17 protein-coding genes and 1 pseudogene are annotated in these 16,841 nt (G+C 72.1%); 8 read left to right on the top strand and 10 right to left on the bottom strand.

Annotation, left to right across the window (positions count from 1 at the left end):
- Window positions 1–244: 244 nt before the first annotated feature.
- Both CG740_RS39600 and ilvA read right to left on the bottom strand, forming a co-directional pair.
- Window positions 245–769, bottom strand: coding sequence for a hypothetical protein (locus tag CG740_RS39600; protein ID WP_159030268.1), 525 nt, complete (start codon window positions 767–769; stop codon window positions 245–247).
- A gap of 110 nt (window positions 770–879) precedes the next feature.
- A complete protein-coding gene (gene ilvA / locus CG740_RS10730) occupies window positions 880–2,109 on the bottom strand; it encodes a threonine ammonia-lyase (protein ID WP_100574817.1) in 1,230 nt (409 codons plus the stop codon).
- 154 nt (window positions 2,110–2,263) lie between these two features.
- On the opposite strand from ilvA, the gene CG740_RS10725 reads away from it, so the two are divergent.
- From CG740_RS10725 to CG740_RS10715, 3 genes are read left to right on the top strand one after another with little or no spacing between them, the layout of a single operon-like run.
- A complete protein-coding gene (locus CG740_RS10725; RefSeq protein ID WP_199846402.1) occupies window positions 2,264–2,767 on the top strand; it encodes a MarR family winged helix-turn-helix transcriptional regulator in 504 nt (167 codons plus the stop codon).
- A gap of 33 nt (window positions 2,768–2,800) precedes the next feature.
- The gene (locus CG740_RS10720) at window positions 2,801–3,313 is read left to right on the top strand and encodes a sigma factor-like helix-turn-helix DNA-binding protein (RefSeq protein WP_199846401.1); all 513 of its coding nucleotides are present in this window, start codon (window positions 2,801–2,803) and stop codon (window positions 3,311–3,313) included.
- A gap of 31 nt (window positions 3,314–3,344) precedes the next feature.
- The gene (locus CG740_RS10715) at window positions 3,345–3,599 is read left to right on the top strand and encodes a hypothetical protein (RefSeq protein ID WP_100574815.1); all 255 of its coding nucleotides are present in this window, start codon (window positions 3,345–3,347) and stop codon (window positions 3,597–3,599) included.
- A gap of 7 nt (window positions 3,600–3,606) precedes the next feature.
- Here the strand turns inward: CG740_RS10715 and CG740_RS10710 are convergent, their stop codons facing one another.
- Window positions 3,607–4,761, bottom strand: a complete 1,155-nt coding sequence (locus tag CG740_RS10710) for a cystathionine gamma-synthase (protein WP_100574814.1) — start codon at window positions 4,759–4,761, stop codon at window positions 3,607–3,609.
- A 104-nt stretch (window positions 4,762–4,865) separates the two neighbouring features.
- Here CG740_RS10710 and CG740_RS10705 point away from each other — a divergent pair, with 104 nt between their 5' ends.
- The 3 genes and pseudogenes from CG740_RS10705 to CG740_RS10690 all read left to right on the top strand — a co-directional run.
- Complete coding sequence (locus CG740_RS10705; protein WP_100574813.1) at window positions 4,866–5,972, top strand: hypothetical protein; 1,107 nt, start codon at window positions 4,866–4,868, stop codon at window positions 5,970–5,972.
- Between the two features lie 159 nt (window positions 5,973–6,131).
- The gene (gene msrA / locus CG740_RS10700) at window positions 6,132–6,797 is read left to right on the top strand and encodes a peptide-methionine (S)-S-oxide reductase MsrA (protein WP_100574812.1); all 666 of its coding nucleotides are present in this window, start codon (window positions 6,132–6,134) and stop codon (window positions 6,795–6,797) included.
- Window positions 6,798–7,602: 805 nt separating this feature from the next.
- A pseudogene (locus tag CG740_RS10690) lies at window positions 7,603–7,788 on the top strand (DUF4291 family protein); the annotation flags it as partial.
- Here CG740_RS10690 and CG740_RS10685 read toward each other — a convergent pair.
- Together CG740_RS10685 and CG740_RS10680 are read right to left on the bottom strand one after the other, a co-directional pair.
- Window positions 7,737–8,084, bottom strand: coding sequence for a DUF1330 domain-containing protein (locus CG740_RS10685; protein ID WP_100574810.1), 348 nt, complete (start codon window positions 8,082–8,084; stop codon window positions 7,737–7,739). The pseudogene CG740_RS10690 and the gene CG740_RS10685 overlap by 52 nt on opposite strands.
- Window positions 8,085–8,311: 227 nt before the next feature.
- Window positions 8,312–9,349 carry an NAD(P)-dependent alcohol dehydrogenase gene (locus CG740_RS10680; RefSeq protein ID WP_100574809.1) on the bottom strand — a complete coding sequence of 346 codons (1,038 nt, stop codon included), beginning with the start codon at window positions 9,347–9,349 and terminating at the stop codon, window positions 8,312–8,314.
- 160 nt (window positions 9,350–9,509) lie between these two features.
- Here CG740_RS10680 and CG740_RS10675 point away from each other — a divergent pair, with 160 nt between their 5' ends.
- On the top strand, window positions 9,510–10,367 hold the full coding sequence (locus CG740_RS10675) for a helix-turn-helix transcriptional regulator (RefSeq protein ID WP_100574808.1): 858 nt from the start codon (window positions 9,510–9,512) through the stop codon (window positions 10,365–10,367).
- A gap of 54 nt (window positions 10,368–10,421) precedes the next feature.
- Here the strand turns inward: CG740_RS10675 and CG740_RS10670 are convergent, their stop codons facing one another.
- The gene (locus CG740_RS10670) at window positions 10,422–11,690 is read right to left on the bottom strand and encodes a L,D-transpeptidase (protein ID WP_100574807.1); all 1,269 of its coding nucleotides are present in this window, start codon (window positions 11,688–11,690) and stop codon (window positions 10,422–10,424) included.
- Between the two features lie 205 nt (window positions 11,691–11,895).
- Window positions 11,896–12,222, bottom strand: a complete 327-nt coding sequence (locus CG740_RS10665) for a hypothetical protein (protein ID WP_159030267.1) — start codon at window positions 12,220–12,222, stop codon at window positions 11,896–11,898.
- A 107-nt stretch (window positions 12,223–12,329) separates the two neighbouring features.
- Here CG740_RS10665 and CG740_RS10660 point away from each other — a divergent pair, with 107 nt between their 5' ends.
- Window positions 12,330–12,611, top strand: a complete 282-nt coding sequence (locus tag CG740_RS10660) for an LPXTG cell wall anchor domain-containing protein (protein WP_100574805.1) — start codon at window positions 12,330–12,332, stop codon at window positions 12,609–12,611.
- Window positions 12,612–12,732: 121 nt separating this feature from the next.
- Here the strand turns inward: CG740_RS10660 and hutH are convergent, their stop codons facing one another.
- The 3 genes from hutH to CG740_RS10645 form a co-directional block, all read right to left on the bottom strand.
- On the bottom strand, window positions 12,733–14,274 hold the full coding sequence (gene hutH, locus CG740_RS10655; protein ID WP_100574804.1) for a histidine ammonia-lyase: 1,542 nt from the start codon (window positions 14,272–14,274) through the stop codon (window positions 12,733–12,735).
- Between the two features lie 489 nt (window positions 14,275–14,763).
- The gene (locus CG740_RS10650; RefSeq protein ID WP_100574803.1) at window positions 14,764–15,924 is read right to left on the bottom strand and encodes a GGDEF domain-containing protein; all 1,161 of its coding nucleotides are present in this window, start codon (window positions 15,922–15,924) and stop codon (window positions 14,764–14,766) included.
- A 98-nt stretch (window positions 15,925–16,022) separates the two neighbouring features.
- Entirely contained in the window at window positions 16,023–16,811 is a 789-nt protein-coding gene (locus CG740_RS10645; protein ID WP_100574802.1) for an enoyl-CoA hydratase/isomerase family protein, read from the bottom strand.
- Window positions 16,812–16,841 lie beyond the last annotated feature (30 nt).

Here is a 16,841-nt window from a genome sequence, read left to right as displayed (position 1 = left end):
TGGAGCCCGGAGTCCGGAGCCCGAGGCTTTGGTTCGAGCTCCTCCCTAACGCGATACATCGCGTGTTGTCGGCGAAATCGCGGGGCTGATCGACGGTCCTGGCGCGTGCCTCAGGCCGCACCGCCAGCCCAGAGAGCGGCGCCCGCATCAGGCACCGTTGCCTGCGCGGGGTTGCATGCGGGGGTTGCGTGCGCGGGCGCCCGGCGCGGGCGGTTCCACTGACGGCCGCCCCGCTGTCTCGCCGTCAGATGAAGCTGGAGCCTCCGTCGAAACTGCCGCCGCCGTCGAAGCCGCCGCCGCTGTCGGAGCCTCCCGAGTGGTGGCCGCCGCTGTCGCTGTGATGACCCCCCGAGTGGTGGCCGGTGGAGTGGTGGCCGGTGGAGTGGTGGCCGCCGTGCGCGCCGGTCGTAGCGCCTGATGGATCCTCGGATCCAGGGGAAAACGGGTGCTGGAGGCTGTTGTCGTTCGCGTTCGGGGACGGCCCGGAGGTGTCGGCAACAGCAGGGCCCGCCGGCCCGCCGCGCGCAGCGTTCTCGGCCGGACGGCGCCCGGGCCGGCCCACGGGATGCGACTCGGCGGGCGGAACGGAGGCCTGGTCCAGCGCGTTGCGCAGACGCTCCTCTTCCCGCTTCCTCCTCTGGTTGCGCCGCCTGCGCTCTTCGTCCTTCTTCTTCTTTTCGGCGTTCTTGTTGACCTGGTCGACGCCGTACCAGATGGCCGCGGCGATGAGGAGGTAGAAGCCGATGACGCGCAAGGGTCCCGGCACCATGATCAGGAGAATCGCACACCCCGTGAGACAGCCCATCCGTCAACTCTAGGAAATGCGAGGCGAGTTGGGGAGGCTCAGGACGCACCGTCAACCGCGTGACGTCCGACGCCCTAGTCGACGACGGTGTAGCCCGCCTCCCGCAGCGCCGACGCCAGCTCGGCGCAGTGCTCCGGGCCCTTCGTCTCCAGGTGCAGCTCGACCTCCACCTCCGTGAGTCCGAGCCGGGGATCGGTCCGTACGTGGCTCACGTCCAACACATTGGCATCCAGCACTGACAATTCCCCGAGGAGCGAGGCCAGAGCCCCCGGGCGGTCCGTCAGGCGCAGCCGCAGCGACAGATAGCGGCCCGCCGCCGACATGCCGTGGCGCAGGATGCGCTGCATGAGCAGCGGGTCCACGTTGCCGCCCGAGAGCACCGCGACGACCGGCCCGCGGAACGCCCCGGGATCGCTGAGCAGCGCGGCCACCGGGCTCGCCCCGGCCGGTTCCACCACCAGCTTCGCCCGCTCAAGGCAGAGCAGCAGCGCACTGGACAGCTCGTCCTCCGAGACCGTGCGCACCTCGTCCACCAACTCGCTGACCAGCGCGAACGGAATGTCTCCCGGCCGCCCCACCTTGATCCCGTCGGCCATCGTGGGGGCCGTGTCGACGGCGACCGGATGCCCGGCGGCGAGCGAGGGCGGATAGGCCGCGGCGGCCGCCGCCTGCACCCCGACGATCCGGACGTCCGGCCGCAGCGCCTTCACCGCGACCGCGATGCCGGCCGCGAGCCCGCCGCCGCCGATCCCGACGACGATCGTGCGCACCTCGGGGCACTGCTCCAGGATCTCCAGGCCCACCGTGCCCTGCCCGGCGATGATGTCCTGGTGATCGAAGGGGTGGATGAACACCGCCCCGGTCTCGGCCGCGTACGCCTCGGCGGCGGCCAGGGTCTCGTCGACGACCGTGCCGTGCAGGATCACCTCCGCCCCGTAGTGCCGGGTCGCGGCGACCTTCGGCAGGGGGGCGCCCATCGGCATGAACACCGTCGAGTGCACGCCGAGCAGTGAAGAGGCGAGCGCCACGCCCTGCGCGTGGTTGCCGGCACTGGCGGCCACCACACCGGCCGCCCGCTCCTCGGGACGCAGCCCGGCGATCCGCACGTAGGCGCCCCGGAGCTTGAAGGACCCGGTGCGCTGGAGGTTCTCGCACTTGAGGTGCACCGGCGCTCCCACGAGCGACGAAAGATGGCGTGATCCTTCCATCGCGGTGGTGCGGGCCACTCCCGACAGCATCTTCTGCGCACCGCGGATGTCGTCGAGGATGAGGTCGTGCAAGGGGCCAGACGTACCGAAGCTCATGACCGCAAGTCTCGCAGCTCACACCCCTTCCGGCCGCTGGGCCGCCGATCCGCCGGGACTTGTCCACAGCTTTGCGCACCGCCGGTACGTATGCGGGCCGGGCCGCGTACTCTGTCCCCCACCACACCGATACCCGCACCAGAGAGCCCCGGCCATGCCCCCAGTTCAGGACATGACTCCCCCGCTCGACCCCGGCCTCCTCGATGCCCTCCAGCACCAGGTGGCCGTGTTCGCCCGCCGTGCCGAGCAGACCAGGCTCGGCGGCGTCGGACAGGTCCGCAACTCGATGGACCGGGCGGCCTACCTGCTGCTCAACCGTCTGGACCTGGAAGGCCCGATGGGCGTCAAGGCGCTCGCCGCGGGCATGGGGATCGACTCCTCGACCGTGACGCGCCAGGTCGCCCCGCTCGTCGACACCGGCCTGGTCAAGCGGACCTCGCACCCCGAGGACGGCCGGGCGGTCGTGCTCCAGCTGTCGCCGCGCGGCCAGTCCCGCCTCGAAGAAGTGCGCTCCTCGCGGCGCGAGCTGATGGCGCAGGTCACCGACGGCTGGACGGAGGACGAGCGGGAGTCGTTCACCTCGCTCCTGACGCGCTTCAACTCCGCGCTCTCGGCCCGCCAGTCGGCCGCGCAGGAGCCGTCCGCGCCGACCTCTTGACCGGGGGCTCGCGCCTGCCCTCATATGAGGCTCATGCGCGAGCGGTACGCCACCCGACACCGCCGCCGCACCCGGGAGTTCGAGGCATTCGTGGCGGGCGCGGGAGGCCGGTTGCTGCATGCCGCCACCCTGCTGACCGCCGAGCCCGTCGACGCCAACCCGCGGGCCCGGCGCCTGCTGACCGCCGCCCTCGCCGAGACGTACGCCCGCTGGGACCGGCTGCGCGGTGAGGACCCGTACGACCGGACCCGGCAGGAACTCGCCGCCCGCTTCGCCCGCACCGCCTGGCGCCACCACCGGCCCGCCGTCCCCGGCCTGCCCCGGCCGGCCGCCGGAACCGGGCTCCTGGCGCGGCTGACCCCGCAGGAACGCCTCATCCTGGTCCTGCGCCTGTACGAAGGCGTCGCCGAGGAGCAGACGGCGGCGACGGTCGGGCTGCCGGTGGACCGGGTCCGCGCGATCTGCACCCGGGCGGTCACCGCGATGCGCAGCACCCCGCCCGCGCCACCCGCACCGGCCGCCCCGGCCCCCGAGGCGGCCACGTGAACCGGCCCGGGATTCCGGCACGGGAGGCCGTATGAGCACGCCCGACCGCAAGACCGCCGAGGTCCGCCACCTCTTGGAGAGCGGGGCCCACCCGGTCGTGCCCGTCGAACTCGCCGACCGCGCGGCCGAGTTGGGCCTTCGCATGCTGCACCGGCGCCGTATCGCACGGCGTCTGATGTGGCTGCTGCTCATGGCGGCCGTGATCGTCTTCGCGGTGTGGGCCGCGACGGTCCAGCCCTGGGTGGCGCCACCGTCCACGGTGACGCCACCCGTCGACGGGCTGTGACAACTCCCTAGCCGAGCGCCTGCTGGAGGTCGGCGAGCAGGTCGTCCGCGTTCTCGATGCCCACCGAGACGCGGACCAGGTCCGCCGGGACCTCCAGGGCCGAGCCCGCGACGCTGGCGTGCGTCATGCGGCCCGGGTGCTCGATCAGCGACTCGACGCCGCCGAGGGACTCACCGAGCGTGAACAGCTTCGTGCGGTTGCAGACGTCCACCGCCGCCTGCTCGCCGCCCTCGACGCGGAAGGAGACCATGCCGCCGAAGGCCCGCATCTGCTTGGCCGCGATGTCGTGGCCGGGGTGCTCGGGCAGCCCCGGGTACAGGACCTGGGTGACCTTGGCGTGCCGGGTCAGCATCTCGGCGACCTTGCCCGCGTTCTCGCTGTGCCGGTCCATGCGCACCGGAAGCGTCTTGATGCCGCGCAGCACCAGCCAGGAGTCGAAGGGCCCGGCGACCGCGCCCATCGCGTTCTGGTGGTACGCCAACTCCTCGCCGATCTCGGCCGAGTTGGTGACCAGCGCGCCGCCCACGACGTCCGAGTGCCCGCCCATGTACTTGGTCAGGGAGTGCACGACGACGTCCGCGCCGAGCGACAGCGGCTGCTGGAGGTAGGGGCTCGCGAAGGTGTTGTCGACGACGAGCTTGGCGCCGGCGGTCGAGGCGACCTCGGCGACGGCCGCGATGTCGGTGATCCCGAGCAGCGGGTTGGAGGGCGTCTCCACCCAGACGACCTTCGTGCGCGGGGTGATCGCGGCCCGCACCGACGCCGGGTCGGAGGTGTCGGCGACCGACCACTCGACGCCCCAGCGCGAGACGACCTTGGCGAAGAGGCGGAACGTGCCGCCATAGGCGTCGTTCGGGATCACCACGTGGTCACCGGGCGCGAGCAGCGTACGCAGCAGGCAGTCCTCGGCGGCGAGCCCGGAGGCGAAGGCGAGGCCGCGGCGGCCGCCTTCGAGGGCCGCCAGGTTCTCTTCGAGCGCGGTCCGCGTCGGGTTCGCGCTGCGGCTGTACTCGTAGCCGCCGCGGAGACCGCCGACGCCGTCCTGCTTGTACGTGGAGACCTGGTAGATCGGCGGTACGACCGCCCCGGTCAGCGGATCGGCGGTGTTGCCCGCGTGGATCGCGATGGTCTCGAAGCTCTTGTCGAGGTGCTCGTGGCTCATGGCCCCGAGCCTAGTTCGTCGGCTCACCCCGTTCACCCCATCCTCGGGCGGTCCCGCACGGTCGGGTTCGCCACATCGGGGCGCGGTCTGGTTCGCTGGTGGACATGGAGATTCTGTGGACGCTGCTCGTGCTGGGCGCACTCACCGCGCTCGTCGTCCGGTTCGTGTTCCGCCGGGGCGGCGGCATCCAGCTGGCACGGCCCGGCTCACCCGACGCCGCCGACCCGGCGGCCTACGGCTTCGCGCTCCAGGAGGAGCTGGACGTCCGCATGCCCGGCCCCGACCAGGACCTCCTCGACGTGCTCGCGGTGGTGCAGCACACCCAGGACTGGAAGCCGGCCCAGCGCCTCCTCGCCGAGACCCCGAAGGAGGGCGAGCGGCGCTGGCAGCGCGTCCAGGCCTTCGCGGGCGCGGCCTCCCTGGAACTGGCCCAGCGCCCCGGCGTCGGCGGGGCCTGGCTGCGCAAGTGGCGCTCCGAGGCGCCGAAGGACGCGGGCGCGGCGCAGGTGCACGCGGAGTTCCTGGTCCAGCAGGCCTGGCGGTCCTCGTCCGTCGGCCACGACGACTTCCGCATCATCCTGGAGGAGGCCCGCACGGTCTGCGGCGAGGCCGCGCTGCTCGCCCCGGGCGACCCGGTCCCGTACATCACCGAACTCGCGGTGGCGCGTGGACTGGCCTATCCGCGGCCCGAGTTCGACCAGCTGTGGGCCAAGGTCATGGACCGCGCCCCGCACCACATGGGCGCGCATCTCGCGGCCCTGCACTACCACTGCGAGAAGTGGCACGGCTCGCGCGCCCAGGCGGACGAGTTCGCGACGGCGGCCGCGGCCCGCGCCCCGCGCGGCTCCCTGCTCTCCGCGCTCCCCCTGTTCGCGGTGTACGAGCACATCCCTGATGTCGTCCTCGTCTCGGACTTCTTCGGCACGGCCGTGGTGAGCCGCGCGATGGAGGGCGCCCTGCACGCCGTCCACCAGGCCCGCGCCGACGACCCGGTGCTCCCCCTGGTCCGCCACCTCCTCGTCTTCTTCCTGGTGCGCGGCGAACGCTGGGCGGAGTCGATGGACCAGTTCGTCGCCCTGGACGGCTATGTCGGCGCGGTCCCCTGGACGGTCTCCGAGGACCCGGCGGCGACGTACGCCGTGTGCCGGGCGCTCGCGGTCGCGGGGTACGAGGCGAACGGGGGCAGCCCGGCAACGCTGCGGCGGCCGTAGCGGCCCCGTAGCTCCCCTACTGCTACCGCGCCGACGCCCGGCCCGCGCGCACCCGCACCCGCATTCGGGATTCGGGCCCGCACCCACCCCCGGGCCCCGGAATCTCCGGGCGGCCCGGCGCGTTACCCCTGGGCAACCAATCTTTCCGAGGAGCCCCCGATGATCTTCGGCCGCCGCACGCCCGAGCTGCCCACCCCCGAGCAGGCCCTCAAGGGACGCCCGGAGCCCGAATTCACCCTGCCCTCGCGGCACACGGTCCTCGGCAACCCGCTGGCCGGCCCCTACCCGGCGGGCCTGGAGGTCGCGGACTTCGGCATGGGCTGCTTCTGGGGCGCCGAGCGCAAGTTCTGGCAGACGCCGGGCGTCTGGACGACCCTGGTCGGCTACCAGGGCGGCAGCACGGTGAACCCCGCGTACGACGAGGTCTGCTCGGGCCTGACCGGCCACACCGAGGCGGTGCGCGTGGTCTACGACCCCGCCCTCGTCTCGTACGAGCAGCTCCTGAAGGTGTTCTGGGAGAACCACGACCCGACCCAGGGCTTCCGCCAGGGCAACGACGTGGGCACCCAGTACCGCTCCGCGATCTACACCCACACCCCCGCCCAGGAAGCCACCGCCCAGGCCTCCCGCGCGTCCTACCAGAAGGTCCTGACGGGCTCGGGCTACGGCACGATCACCACGGAACTCCTCCCCGCGCAGGGCCGCACGTTCTACGCCGCCGAGCCGTATCACCAGCAGTACCTGGACAAGAACCCGGCCGGGTACTGCGGGATCGGGGGCACGGGGGTCTCCTGCCCGATCGGTGTGGCCAGGGCCGAGGGCTGAGGACGCCCTCCGAAGCGACTGCGGGGCACCGGCATGACGCCGGTGCCCCGCTTTCCTGCTGCCCCCGGTTGCCCTTCCTGGAGTAGCCCGGCCGCGTGGACGGGTGACGTTGTGCGGCGAAGGGGGTCGGGCGGTCGCGGGCGGGCCGGTCGTCGGGGTGAATGGCTCGGGTACGAGCTGTTCGGGCGGATGGGCGGTAGGCGTGAGCGATCCGAGGACGACCATGGGGGGACCCGTGCACCTGAGGCTTCCGCACGCGCCGCCGAAACCCGCGCCCGGGTGCGCGGTGTGTGCGGAGATGGCGGTACGGCGGCGGGCCGCACGCGGGCGGGGGGACTTCTCGGCGGCCACGGACGCGGATGTGGAGATCCGCCACCATCCCCATCCGGGCCGCACCCGGCGCCACTAGCCCCGCCCGCCGCCCCGGCCCTGCTCCCCCGGGGCGACAGGGCCGCCGATATTCGCTAGCCGCAGCGGTCCTGCCAGAGCACGCAGGGGAGGCCCACCCCAGCCCCGGCAGGGGCGCGGGGAACTGCGCGAACGGCCCCCGACGGAGCCGCACCCGAACTCACGTCATGCGGAAGCACCCCCTACGCCTGTGCGAGCCGAAAACCACCGCTCCCGCGTATGCGAGTTCAGCCGCGGACCGTGCGGGGCTGGTCGCGCAGTTCCCCGCGCCCCTAACGGGGTTGGTGCGGGACCCGCCCCCACAGCGCCCCGGACAGTCGTGCCGAAGCGGCGGATCGGCACATGCCACCAGCCCCCGCCACCCAGCCATTGGGGGCGCGGACGCGGCGGGAGTCGAAGCGCGGTGCGGCGGTACGCGGACGAGTGGATCGTCGGGATCCGCGATGTGACCCCACTCGCACACCGCGTCCACGCGCTCGTACGGGACGGCCAACTCGACGCCGCCCGGGCCCTGTTGCCTGCCGAGCGGGTCTATCCGGCAGCCGATGACCGCAGTGCCGCCGCCGTCCGTCCCGGGTCGTAGTCCGGGCCGACCCCGTCGACCAGGACCACATCGCCCGGGATGTGGTCGGCACGCAGGGGGATCAGGGCCTGGTAGGCGGGCGAGTCGTACCAGGCCCTGGCCTTCTCGATGGTCGGGAAGCCGATGATGACCAGCGCCTCGGGCCATTCGCCCTCGCGTACCTCCAGCGGTGCGTTGTGCACCAGGAAACGGCCGTCGAAGGGGTCCAGGGTGGGCTGGATGCGCTCCATGTAGGTGAAGACCTCCTCGTGCGGGCGGGCCGGCGGGCGCAGGTTGCCGATGGCGTACGCGGTCATGGTGTCCTCCTGGTGACGCTCCTCCGTACGAACGGTCCGATCATGTCCAGGGCCGCCGGGCCGGGTCGATTACCCCAGAGGTAATGGGGGGGCGGGCGGACCGGGCACGCGAACGGCCCCGGAGGCAGGGGGGTGCCTCCGGGGCCGTGATCAATGCCCGGACTGGCCGGGGCGGAGCCCGGACGTGCCGGGGGGCAGGGCCCGGATCGGGGTCCGGGTTCGTGCGGTCAGATCGTTGCCGTGTCGATCACGAACCGGTAGCGGACATCGCTGGCCAGCACCCGCGCGTACGCCTCGTTGATCTGGTCCGCGCGGATCAGCTCGATCTCGGCGCCCAGGTTGTGCTCGGCGCAGAAGTCGAGCATCTCCTGGGTCTCGTCGATGCTGCCGATCATCGAGCCGGCCAGGATCTTGTTGCCGCCGATGAGGCCGAACATGTTGAGCGAGTTCGGCTCCTCGGGGGCGCCCACGTTCACGAACGCGCCGCCGGCCTTCAGGAGCGAGAGGTACGCGCCCAGGTCCAGCGGGGCGGACACGGTGGAGACGATCAGGTCGAGGGAGCCCGCGAGCTGCTGGAAGGTGTCCTCGTCGCTGGTCGCGTAGTAGTGGTCGGCGCCCAGCTTGAGGCCGTCGTCCTTCTTGCGCAGCGTCTGGCTGAGCACGGTCACCTCGGCACCCATCGCGTGCGCGATCTTGACGCCCATGTGGCCGAGGCCGCCGAGCCCGAGGATGGCGACCTTCTTGCCGGGGCCCGCCTGCCAGCGCTTGAGCGGCGAGTACAGGGTGATGCCGGCGCACAGCAGCGGGGCCGCGACGTCCAGCGGGATGCTGTCGGGGATGCGCAGGGTGTGGTCCGCGTCCACGACGATGTGCGTGGAGTATCCGCCGTAGGCGGGCTTGCCGTCCCGGCCGATGGCGTTGTACGTGGAGACGCCGTCCTCGCAGAACTGGTTCTGCCCGGAGCGGCAGGCCTCGCACTTCCCACAGGAGTCGACGAAGCAGCCGACGCCCGCGCGGTCGCCGACCTTGAACCTGGTGACGTCCGAGCCGACCTCGGTGATCACACCGGCTATCTCGTGGCCGGGCACCATCGGGAAGATGGCCTCGCCCCAGCCCTCGTTCGCCTGGTGGATGTCGGAGTGGCAGATACCGGCGTACTTGATGTCGATGAGCACGTCGTTCGGGCCCACCGGACGGCGCTCGATGGTGGTGCGCTCCAGGGGGGCCTTGGCGGCGGGGGCGGCGTAGGCGGCGACGGTGGTCATGTGCCGGTCTCCTCAGATCTTTGGGGTACGCGGTCCAGCCTGCCCGAGTTTCCGCCGGCCACCCAGGCCCCTGTTCTGCCTACGACCAGCGTGCGTACTACTGGCAGGGTCAGGCTTCTGGTCGTACGCCCACACCTCCGGGCGCGGATACTGGGGTGTCATGGACCAGCGCGCCGAACTCAGTGAATTCCTCCGCTCCCGCCGGGCCCGGCTGAAGCCGGAGGACGTGGGGCTGCCCGACCACGGGCGCCACCGCCGGGTGCCGGGGCTGCGCCGGGAGGAGCTGGCGCAGCTGGCCGGGGTGTCGGTGGCGTACTACACGCGCCTGGAGCAGGGCAACGCGCAGAACGTCTCGGTGGAGGTCCTGGAGGCGATCGGGCGGGTGCTGCGCCTGAGCGAGACCGAGCAGAACCACCTCACCCACGTGGCGAAGGGCAAGGCGAAGAAGAAGCGTGCCGCGGCCTGCAAGCCCCACCAGGTGCGCCCGGCGCTCCAGCAGCTGATCGACGCCATGGAGGGCGTGCCCGCCTACATCGTGGGCCCGCGCCTGGACATCCTGGGCTGGAACCGGATGGCTGCGGCCCTGTTCGGCGACATGTCCCAACTGCCGCCGCAGGAAAGGAACTTGGCGCGCCAGGTGTTCCTCGATCCGGCGTCGCGCTCGCTGTACGTGGACTGGCACAGCAAGGCCGTCGACATGGTGAGCGTGCTGCGGCTGGGTGCCGGATGCTATCCGGACGACCCCCAACTGACGTCCTTGATCGGCGAGTTGTCGGTCAAGAGCGAGGAGTTCCGCACGATGTGGGCGGCCCACACGGTCGCCGACAAGGGCCATGGCGTCAAGCGGCTGCGCCACCCGGTGGTGGGCGAGCTGACGCTGGCGTACGAGACGCTGAAGCTGCCGGACGCGCACGACCTGTCCCTGGTCACCTACCACGCGGAGCCGGGTTCCGCGTCGCAGGAGTCGCTGCGGCTGCTGGGCAGTTGGAGCGCCGACCAGCCGGCCCGGACGGCCTGAGGAACAGCCGCGGGGGCCCCGAAGGGCCCCCGAGCCGAGCAGGTGCCGGAGCGGTCAGACGGCGGAGCCGGCCTTCCACTGGTCCCAGCTCATGTTCCAGCCGTTGAGGCCGTTGTCCGGCTGGATCGTCTTGTCGTGCGAGTTCTTGATGACCACGACGTCACCGGTGATGGAGTGGTCGTAGAACCAGGCGGCCGTGGTGCCGTCGTCGTTGGCACCCTTGGTGTCGGACAGGCCGACGCAGCCGTGGCTGGTGTTGGCGCTGCCGAAGATGGACTTGGCGCCCCAGTAGTTGCCGTGGATGAAGGTGCCGGACGCGGACAGGCGCATGGCGTGCGGCACGTCCTTGATGTCGTACTCGCCCTTGCCGTCGTCGTCGGTGAAGCCGACCGTCGCACCGTTCATCCGGGTCTCCTTGTACTTCTCGGAGATCACCATCTGGCCGTTGTACGTGGGGTGTTCGGGGGAGCCCGCGGAGATCGGGATGGTCTTCACGGTCTTGCCGTCCTGGGTGACGGTCATGGTGTGGGTGTTCGCGTCCACGGTGGAGACCTGGTTGCGGCCGATCTTGAAGGTGACCGTCTTCTCCTGGACACCGGTGATCCCGTTGGAGGCCTCGACGCCGTCCAGATCCATCTTCATGGTGACGGTCGAGTTCTCCTTCCAGTAGTCCTGCGGCCGGAAGTCGAGACGCTGCGAGCCGAACCAGTGGCCGACGACCTCCTGGCCGGAGCTGGAGGAGACGGTGATCTTGGCCTGCACGCCCTTCTTGTTGGTGATCGCCTTGTCGAAGTTGATCGACACCGGCATACCGACACCGACGGTCGAGCCGTCCTCGGGCGTGAAGTTGCCTATGAAGCTGTTCTTCGGGGAGACGGTGCTGAAGGAGGCGTTCTCGTGCGCCTGGCGCGACTTCGCGTCCGCCGCCGTCGCCGTGATCTTGTACGAGGTGGAACGCTTCAGGGCCTTGGCGGGCGCCCAGCTCAGGCCGTCGGCGGATATCTTGCCGTCGACCTTGGTGCCGTCGGCCGAGGTCAGCGTCACCTCGGTCAGCTTGCCGTCGGCGACGGTGACCTTGGTGTCGCTGTTGATGCCGACGTTGTCGGCGCCGTTCTTGGGCAGGATGGTGATCTTGGCGTCCGAGGTGTCCTTCTCGGCGGCCTTGTCGGCCGCGGCCTGCGCCGATGACGAGCTGTCGGCCTTGGCACCCTTGTCGCCGCCACCGTTGCAGGCAGAAAGGACCAGTACGCCGCCGAGCACCGCGCACGCCGCCGCGAGACCCTGCTTGCGCCGCTTACTCTCCGTCTTCACACGCTTCTCCATCGTTGCCGTCCCCCCGCAAGTCATCACGTCTAGAACATCAGACTGCTCGTTCCGGTTCCGCAGCGGGGGTGAATGTGGGGCACACCACGCGTCCGAGGACGGGTCGGGGCGGGACGGACAAGATCGCCACAAGGCGTTCCGTCCCACCACGAACTCCGCTCGGCCCGGCGTGCCCGTTCAGTCGTCGCCGATCGGTCCTCGTCGTTCAGTCCTCGTCGTTGCCGTCCTCCTCGTCGAGGTCCCACTCCTCGTCCTCGGGGTCGTAACCGACCCGCTCGCTGCTCCAGGAGGCCTGGACCAGGTCCGCGCCCGGCAGCGCCTCCACGAGGTCGACCGGGTCCACGAGGTAGGCGAGGGCCTCCGCTCCGTCTTCCCGCACCGCGGCCTCGGCATGCGTACGTTCCTCGGGTCGCATCGCGGGGTCCTCGGCGATGCGGGCGAGTGCGGCCGCCGCCAGCTCGTCCGCGTCCTGGATCTCCAGGACCAAATCGACCCGGAGGCGCACATACCGTGATGTCTCTTCTTCGCTCATGCGGGGAGCGTAGGGCTCAAGCCATTCTCGACTTTCCCGCGACCCGCTGCTTTCACTAGCATCAGCGCATCCCGCCAATTCGACGTACTCGCAAGGGGATCGCTCACTTGTCCGTCGCTCGTCGTCCCCTGCTCACCGCCACCGCGGCCGGCACCCTGCTCTGCGCCCTCTGGTTCGTTCCGTCCGCCAACGCGACGGACGAGCAACACCCTTCGACGCCCCCCGCGCCCTCCGCGTACCGGGCCGCCCCCGCCCCCGCCGAAGGCCCGCTGGCCCTCGCCGACACGGGCAGCGCGAACACCTCCCCCTACCTGGTCGGCGGCACGCTGTTCCTGGGGCTCGGGGCGGGGTTCGTGACGTATTCGGTGCGCAGATCGCGTCTCTGCTGATGCCGACGTGATCGAGGCACTCCCCAACTCCCTTGCGGCGTAAGGGAGTGCCCCACAGCGCGAGGGCCGCCCGGGATACGCGATCACGGGCGGCCCTCGCGCTGTTCGCGGGGGTGGCGGGTCAGGCGAGGCGGCCCGTCACCGTCTCCACGGCGGCGACCAGCTTGCCTTCGCGTACGAAGGCGTCGGCGGCGGCCAGGTCGGGCGCGAGGAAGCGGTCGGGGCCCGGGCCCTGGACGCCGGCCGCGCGGGCCGCGGCGATGGCCGCCTGCGAGGCGGGCGCGGGGGTCAGGCCCTTGCGCAGCTCGATGCCGCGGGTCGCCGCGTACATCTCGACGGCGATGATGCGGGCCAGGTTGTCGACGGAGGTGCGCAGCTTGCGCGCGGCCGACCAGCCCATGGAGACGTGGTCCTCCTGCATCGCCGAGGACGGGATGGAGTCGGCGGAGGCCGGCACCGCGAGCCGCTTCATCTCGCTGACCAGGGCCGCCTGGGTGTACTGGGCGATCATCAGGCCGGAGTCCACACCGGCGTCGTCGGCGAGGAACGGCGGCAGCCCGTGGCTGCGGTTCTTGTCGAGCAGCCGGTCGGTGCGGCGCTCGGCGATCGAGCCGAGGTCGGCGGCGGCGATGGCGAGGAAGTCCAGGACGTAGGCGACGGGGGCGCCGTGGAAGTTGCCGTTGGACTCGACGCGGCCGTCGGGCAGCACCACCGGGTTGTCGACGGCGGCGGCCAGTTCGCGCTCGGCGACGGTCAGGGCGTACGCGATGGTGTCGCGCCCGGCGCCGTTGACCTGGGGGGCGCAGCGCACCGAGTACGCGTCCTGGACGCGCGGCGCCTCCTCCTCCTGGAAGTGGCCCGTCAGGCCCGAACCCGTCAGCACGGCAAGCATGTTGGCGGCGGACGCGCCCTGGCCCGGGTGCGGGCGGATGGCGTGCAGCTCGGGCGCGAGCACCTTCTCGGTGCCGAGCAGCGCTTCGAGGGAGAGGGCCGCGGTGATGTCGGCGGAGGTGTAGAGCTTCTTCAGGTCGGCGATGGCCATGCACAGCATGCCGAGCATGCCGTCGGTGCCGTTGAGGAGGGCCAGGCCCTCCTTCTCGCGCAGCTCGACGGGCTCGATGCCGGCCGCGGCGAGCAGCTCGCCCGCGGGCTTCACGACGCCGTCCGGGCCTTCCGCGTCGCCCTCGCCCATCAGCGTCAGGGCGCAGTGCGACAGCGGCGCGAGGTCGCCGGAGCAGCCGAGCGAGCCGTACTCGTGGACGACGGGGGTGATGCCCGCGTTCAGCACGTCGGCCATGGTCTGGGCGACGGAGGGGCGCACCCCGGTGTGCCCGGACGCGACGGTCTTCAGGCGCAGGAACATCAGCGCGCGCACGACCTCGCGCTCCACTCGCGGGCCCATGCCGGCCGCGTGCGAGCGCACGATGTTGCGCTGGAGCTGGGCGCGGAGCTCGGGGCTGATGTGCCGGGAGGCGAGGGCGCCGAAGCCGGTGGAGACGCCGTACACCGGCTCGGGCTTCGCGGCCAGGGCGTCGACGATCTCGCGGGCGCGGGCGAGGGCGGCGAGCGCCTCGGCGGAGAGCTCGACCTTCGCGTTGTCGCGGGCCACGGCGATGACGTCCTCGGGGGTGGTGCCGGAGGTCCCCACCACGACAGTGTGCATATCCATATTCAGCACCCTACGGATTGAATCGCCGAGTGTCACTAGCTCCGGGTGCCTCCGGGTCGCGGACCCCGGCCCCCTGGGGCTCCGCCCCAGACCCCGGGATCGCCCCCACCCCGCCCCTTCCCTAAACCCTCCGGGGGTTGAAGCGACCCTGGGGCTCCGCCCCAGACCCCGTTCGCGCCTGAACGGCGCTCGTCCTCAAACGCCGGACAGGCTGAAGGTGCCTCTGCCGGCCAGCACCGAGGCTTCTGGGGGCGCGGGGAACTGCGCGAGAAGCGAGCACGGCCCGCAGACGAGAAGGGGGTTGGGGGCGCGGGGAACTGCGCGAACGGCCACGTGCGGCCCGCAGGTGCAGGCGGGGTTGGGGGTTCGGGGGCACCCCGGGGCGAGGTGCAGGCGGGGTTGGGGGTTCGGGGGGACCCCGGGGCGAGGGGCGGGCAGGGTTGGGGGCGCGGGGGCACCCCGGGGCGAGGGGTGGGCGGGGCGTCAGCCCCGGCCACGGAAGCGGCGGCGGTCGTGCGGCGGCGACGGCGGCGCGTCGGCGAGCCGCAGGACCGCCCCGTCCCGCCCCGCCACCACCGGCTTCGCCGAGCGCGCGGCCTTCGCGCGGTACTGGGCCGCGTCCGCGAGGCGGAAGAGGCGGCGGGCCGAGCGCACCTCGCCGATCGGGTCCCCCGTGGAGGCCACCCCGCACGCGACACCCTCACCCAGCTCCAACTCCCCCGCACGCAGGCAGAGTTGTTCGCCCACGGCGACCACCTCGTCGGCGGAGGGCCCCAGCGCCAGAAGGCAGAACTCGTCGCCGCCGAGCCGCGCGGCCAGCGCCCCCGGCAGCATCGCCCCGCACAGCGAGAGCACCGAGCCGAAGCGTTCGAGGAGGCGGTCCCCGACCGCATGGCCGAGCGTGTCATTGACGCGCTTGAGGCCGTTCAGGTCGCACACCACGAGGCTGACGACCGAGCCGTCCACCCGGTGCCGCTCGATCGCCTCGTCGAGGCGCATGTCCACCGCGCGGCGGTTGGCGAGCCCGGTCAGCGGATCGGTGAAGGCCAGGCGGCGCACCTCTTCGAGGCGTTCGGTCTGGGAGATCCCGGCGGCGGTCACCGACGCGAGGACGGTGGCGAAGTCCGCGTCGGCCGCGTCGAAGACGGGCACGCCGACGGGCCGCGCCACATACAGCTCGCCCCAGGCCCGCCCGTGCAGCACGATCGGGGCGACCACACAGCAGCCCCGGCCGCGACGGCGCAGCGCGGTCACCCTCCCCCAGCTACCGCTGGGAGGTACCCCCACGTGACAGTAGCCCGCATCCCCCTCGGGCGGCGCGACGGCGGTCTCGACCCAGGCGTTGGGCTCGCCGCCGCCCGCCCAGCGCTCGTGCAGGAACTCGGTGATCTCGGGGAACTGGTGCACCGGGTACGTCTCGTCCTCGGGGAACTCCTCCTCCCCGTCGGCCCGTTCGCCCTCGTTCACCAGGACCCGAAGCCGCCCCAGCTCACGCTCCCAGACCGAGAGCGCGGCGAAGTTCCCGCCGAGCGCGTCGCGCGCGCCGAGCGCCGCGGCGCGCCAGGACTCGCGCGGCGTGTGGGCCGCGGCCATGGCCTGTGCCAGCGAAACCACGGCCCGCAGCCGGGCATCCTCTCCACCCATTTCTACAGCTTAGGTAGGTTTTGGGTGTTTTGACCCCCGAGACGCCGGACACGTATCCCGCACCGGCCGCCAACGGCCGCTCCCGGGTCGCTCCCGGATCACTCCCCGGGCCACACCGGCTTCCGCTTCTCGTTGAACGCGGCCACGCCCTCGGCGCGGTCCCCGGAGAAGGCCACCGAGCGCCACGCCGCGTCCTCCACCTCAAGGCCGGCCCGCAGGTCCAGACCGTGGCCGAGCCGCATCGCCCGCTTCGCGGCGCGCAGCCCGACCGGCGAGTTGGCGGCCATCCGCCCGGCGAGCGCGAGCGCCTCGGTGCGGGCGTCCTCGGCCAGCACGTCGACGAGCCCCAACTCCCTTGCCTCCACGGCCTCGACGCGGCGCGCGGTGAAGACCAGCTCGGCCGCGCGGGCGGCGCCGACCCGGCGGGGAAGCAGCTGCGTACCGCCGCCGCCGGGGATGACGCCGACCGACACCTCGGGCAGGCCGACCACGGCGGTCGCGTCCGCCACGATCACGTCGCAGGCAAGGGCCAGCTCGAAGCCGCCGCCCAGCGCGAAGCCGTGCACGGCGGCGACGGTCGGCATGGGCAGTTCGAGCACGCCGGTGTAGGCGGCGCGGGCGGTGGGGCGCTGGCGTACGAGTTCGGCGTCGGTGAAGGAGTTGCGCTCCTTCAGGTCCGCGCCGACGCAGAAGGCCCGCTCGTTCGTCGAGGTGACGACGGTGACCCGGGCGTCGGGGTCGGCGGCGAGCGCCTCGCAGGCGGCGGCGATGGAGCGGGCCATCCCGGTCGACACGGCGTTCATCGCCTTCGGCCGGTCGAGCACCAGCTCGGCGACGTATCCCTCGCGCCGCACGACGACGAACTCCCCGAACCGCTGCTCAGCCATGGCAACCCCTCCGTTAACGAACGTTACGTC

The organism is Streptomyces sp. CB01201 (genome assembly GCF_002803085.1).
Lineage (GTDB): Bacteria > Actinomycetota > Actinomycetes > Streptomycetales > Streptomycetaceae > Streptomyces > Streptomyces hundungensis.
The sequence above is the reverse complement of the archived record's forward strand: the minus strand, read 5'-3'. Positions and strand labels throughout refer to the sequence as shown.

What these genes read in the sequence shown, in the direction of transcription:
- CG740_RS10680 (WP_100574809.1), bottom strand. Translation starts at nt 9,349, where the DNA reads ATGACCACCGTCGCCGCCTACGCCGCCCCCGCCGCCAAGGCCCCCCTG.
- CG740_RS10665 (WP_159030267.1), bottom strand. Translation starts at nt 12,222, where the DNA reads ATGAGCGAAGAAGAGACATCACGGTATGTGCGCCTCCGGGTCGATTTG.
- CG740_RS10650 (WP_100574803.1), bottom strand. Translation starts at nt 15,924, where the DNA reads ATGGGTGGAGAGGATGCCCGGCTGCGGGCCGTGGTTTCGCTGGCACAG.
- msrA (WP_100574812.1), top strand. Translation starts at nt 6,132, where the DNA reads ATGATCTTCGGCCGCCGCACGCCCGAGCTGCCCACCCCCGAGCAGGCC.
- CG740_RS10705 (WP_100574813.1), top strand. Translation starts at nt 4,866, where the DNA reads ATGGAGATTCTGTGGACGCTGCTCGTGCTGGGCGCACTCACCGCGCTC.
- CG740_RS10675 (WP_100574808.1), top strand. Translation starts at nt 9,510, where the DNA reads ATGGACCAGCGCGCCGAACTCAGTGAATTCCTCCGCTCCCGCCGGGCC.
- CG740_RS10710 (WP_100574814.1), bottom strand. Translation starts at nt 4,761, where the DNA reads ATGAGCCACGAGCACCTCGACAAGAGCTTCGAGACCATCGCGATCCAC.
- CG740_RS10725 (WP_199846402.1), top strand. Translation starts at nt 2,264, where the DNA reads ATGCCCCCAGTTCAGGACATGACTCCCCCGCTCGACCCCGGCCTCCTC.
- ilvA (WP_100574817.1), bottom strand. Translation starts at nt 2,109, where the DNA reads ATGAGCTTCGGTACGTCTGGCCCCTTGCACGACCTCATCCTCGACGAC.
- CG740_RS10685 (WP_100574810.1), bottom strand. Translation starts at nt 8,084, where the DNA reads ATGACCGCGTACGCCATCGGCAACCTGCGCCCGCCGGCCCGCCCGCAC.
- hutH (WP_100574804.1), bottom strand. Translation starts at nt 14,274, where the DNA reads ATGCACACTGTCGTGGTGGGGACCTCCGGCACCACCCCCGAGGACGTC.
- CG740_RS10670 (WP_100574807.1), bottom strand. Translation starts at nt 11,690, where the DNA reads ATGGAGAAGCGTGTGAAGACGGAGAGTAAGCGGCGCAAGCAGGGTCTC.
- CG740_RS10645 (WP_100574802.1), bottom strand. Translation starts at nt 16,811, where the DNA reads ATGGCTGAGCAGCGGTTCGGGGAGTTCGTCGTCGTGCGGCGCGAGGGA.
- CG740_RS39600 (WP_159030268.1), bottom strand. Translation starts at nt 769, where the DNA reads ATGGTGCCGGGACCCTTGCGCGTCATCGGCTTCTACCTCCTCATCGCC.
- CG740_RS10715 (WP_100574815.1), top strand. Translation starts at nt 3,345, where the DNA reads ATGAGCACGCCCGACCGCAAGACCGCCGAGGTCCGCCACCTCTTGGAG.
- CG740_RS10720 (WP_199846401.1), top strand. Translation starts at nt 2,801, where the DNA reads ATGCGCGAGCGGTACGCCACCCGACACCGCCGCCGCACCCGGGAGTTC.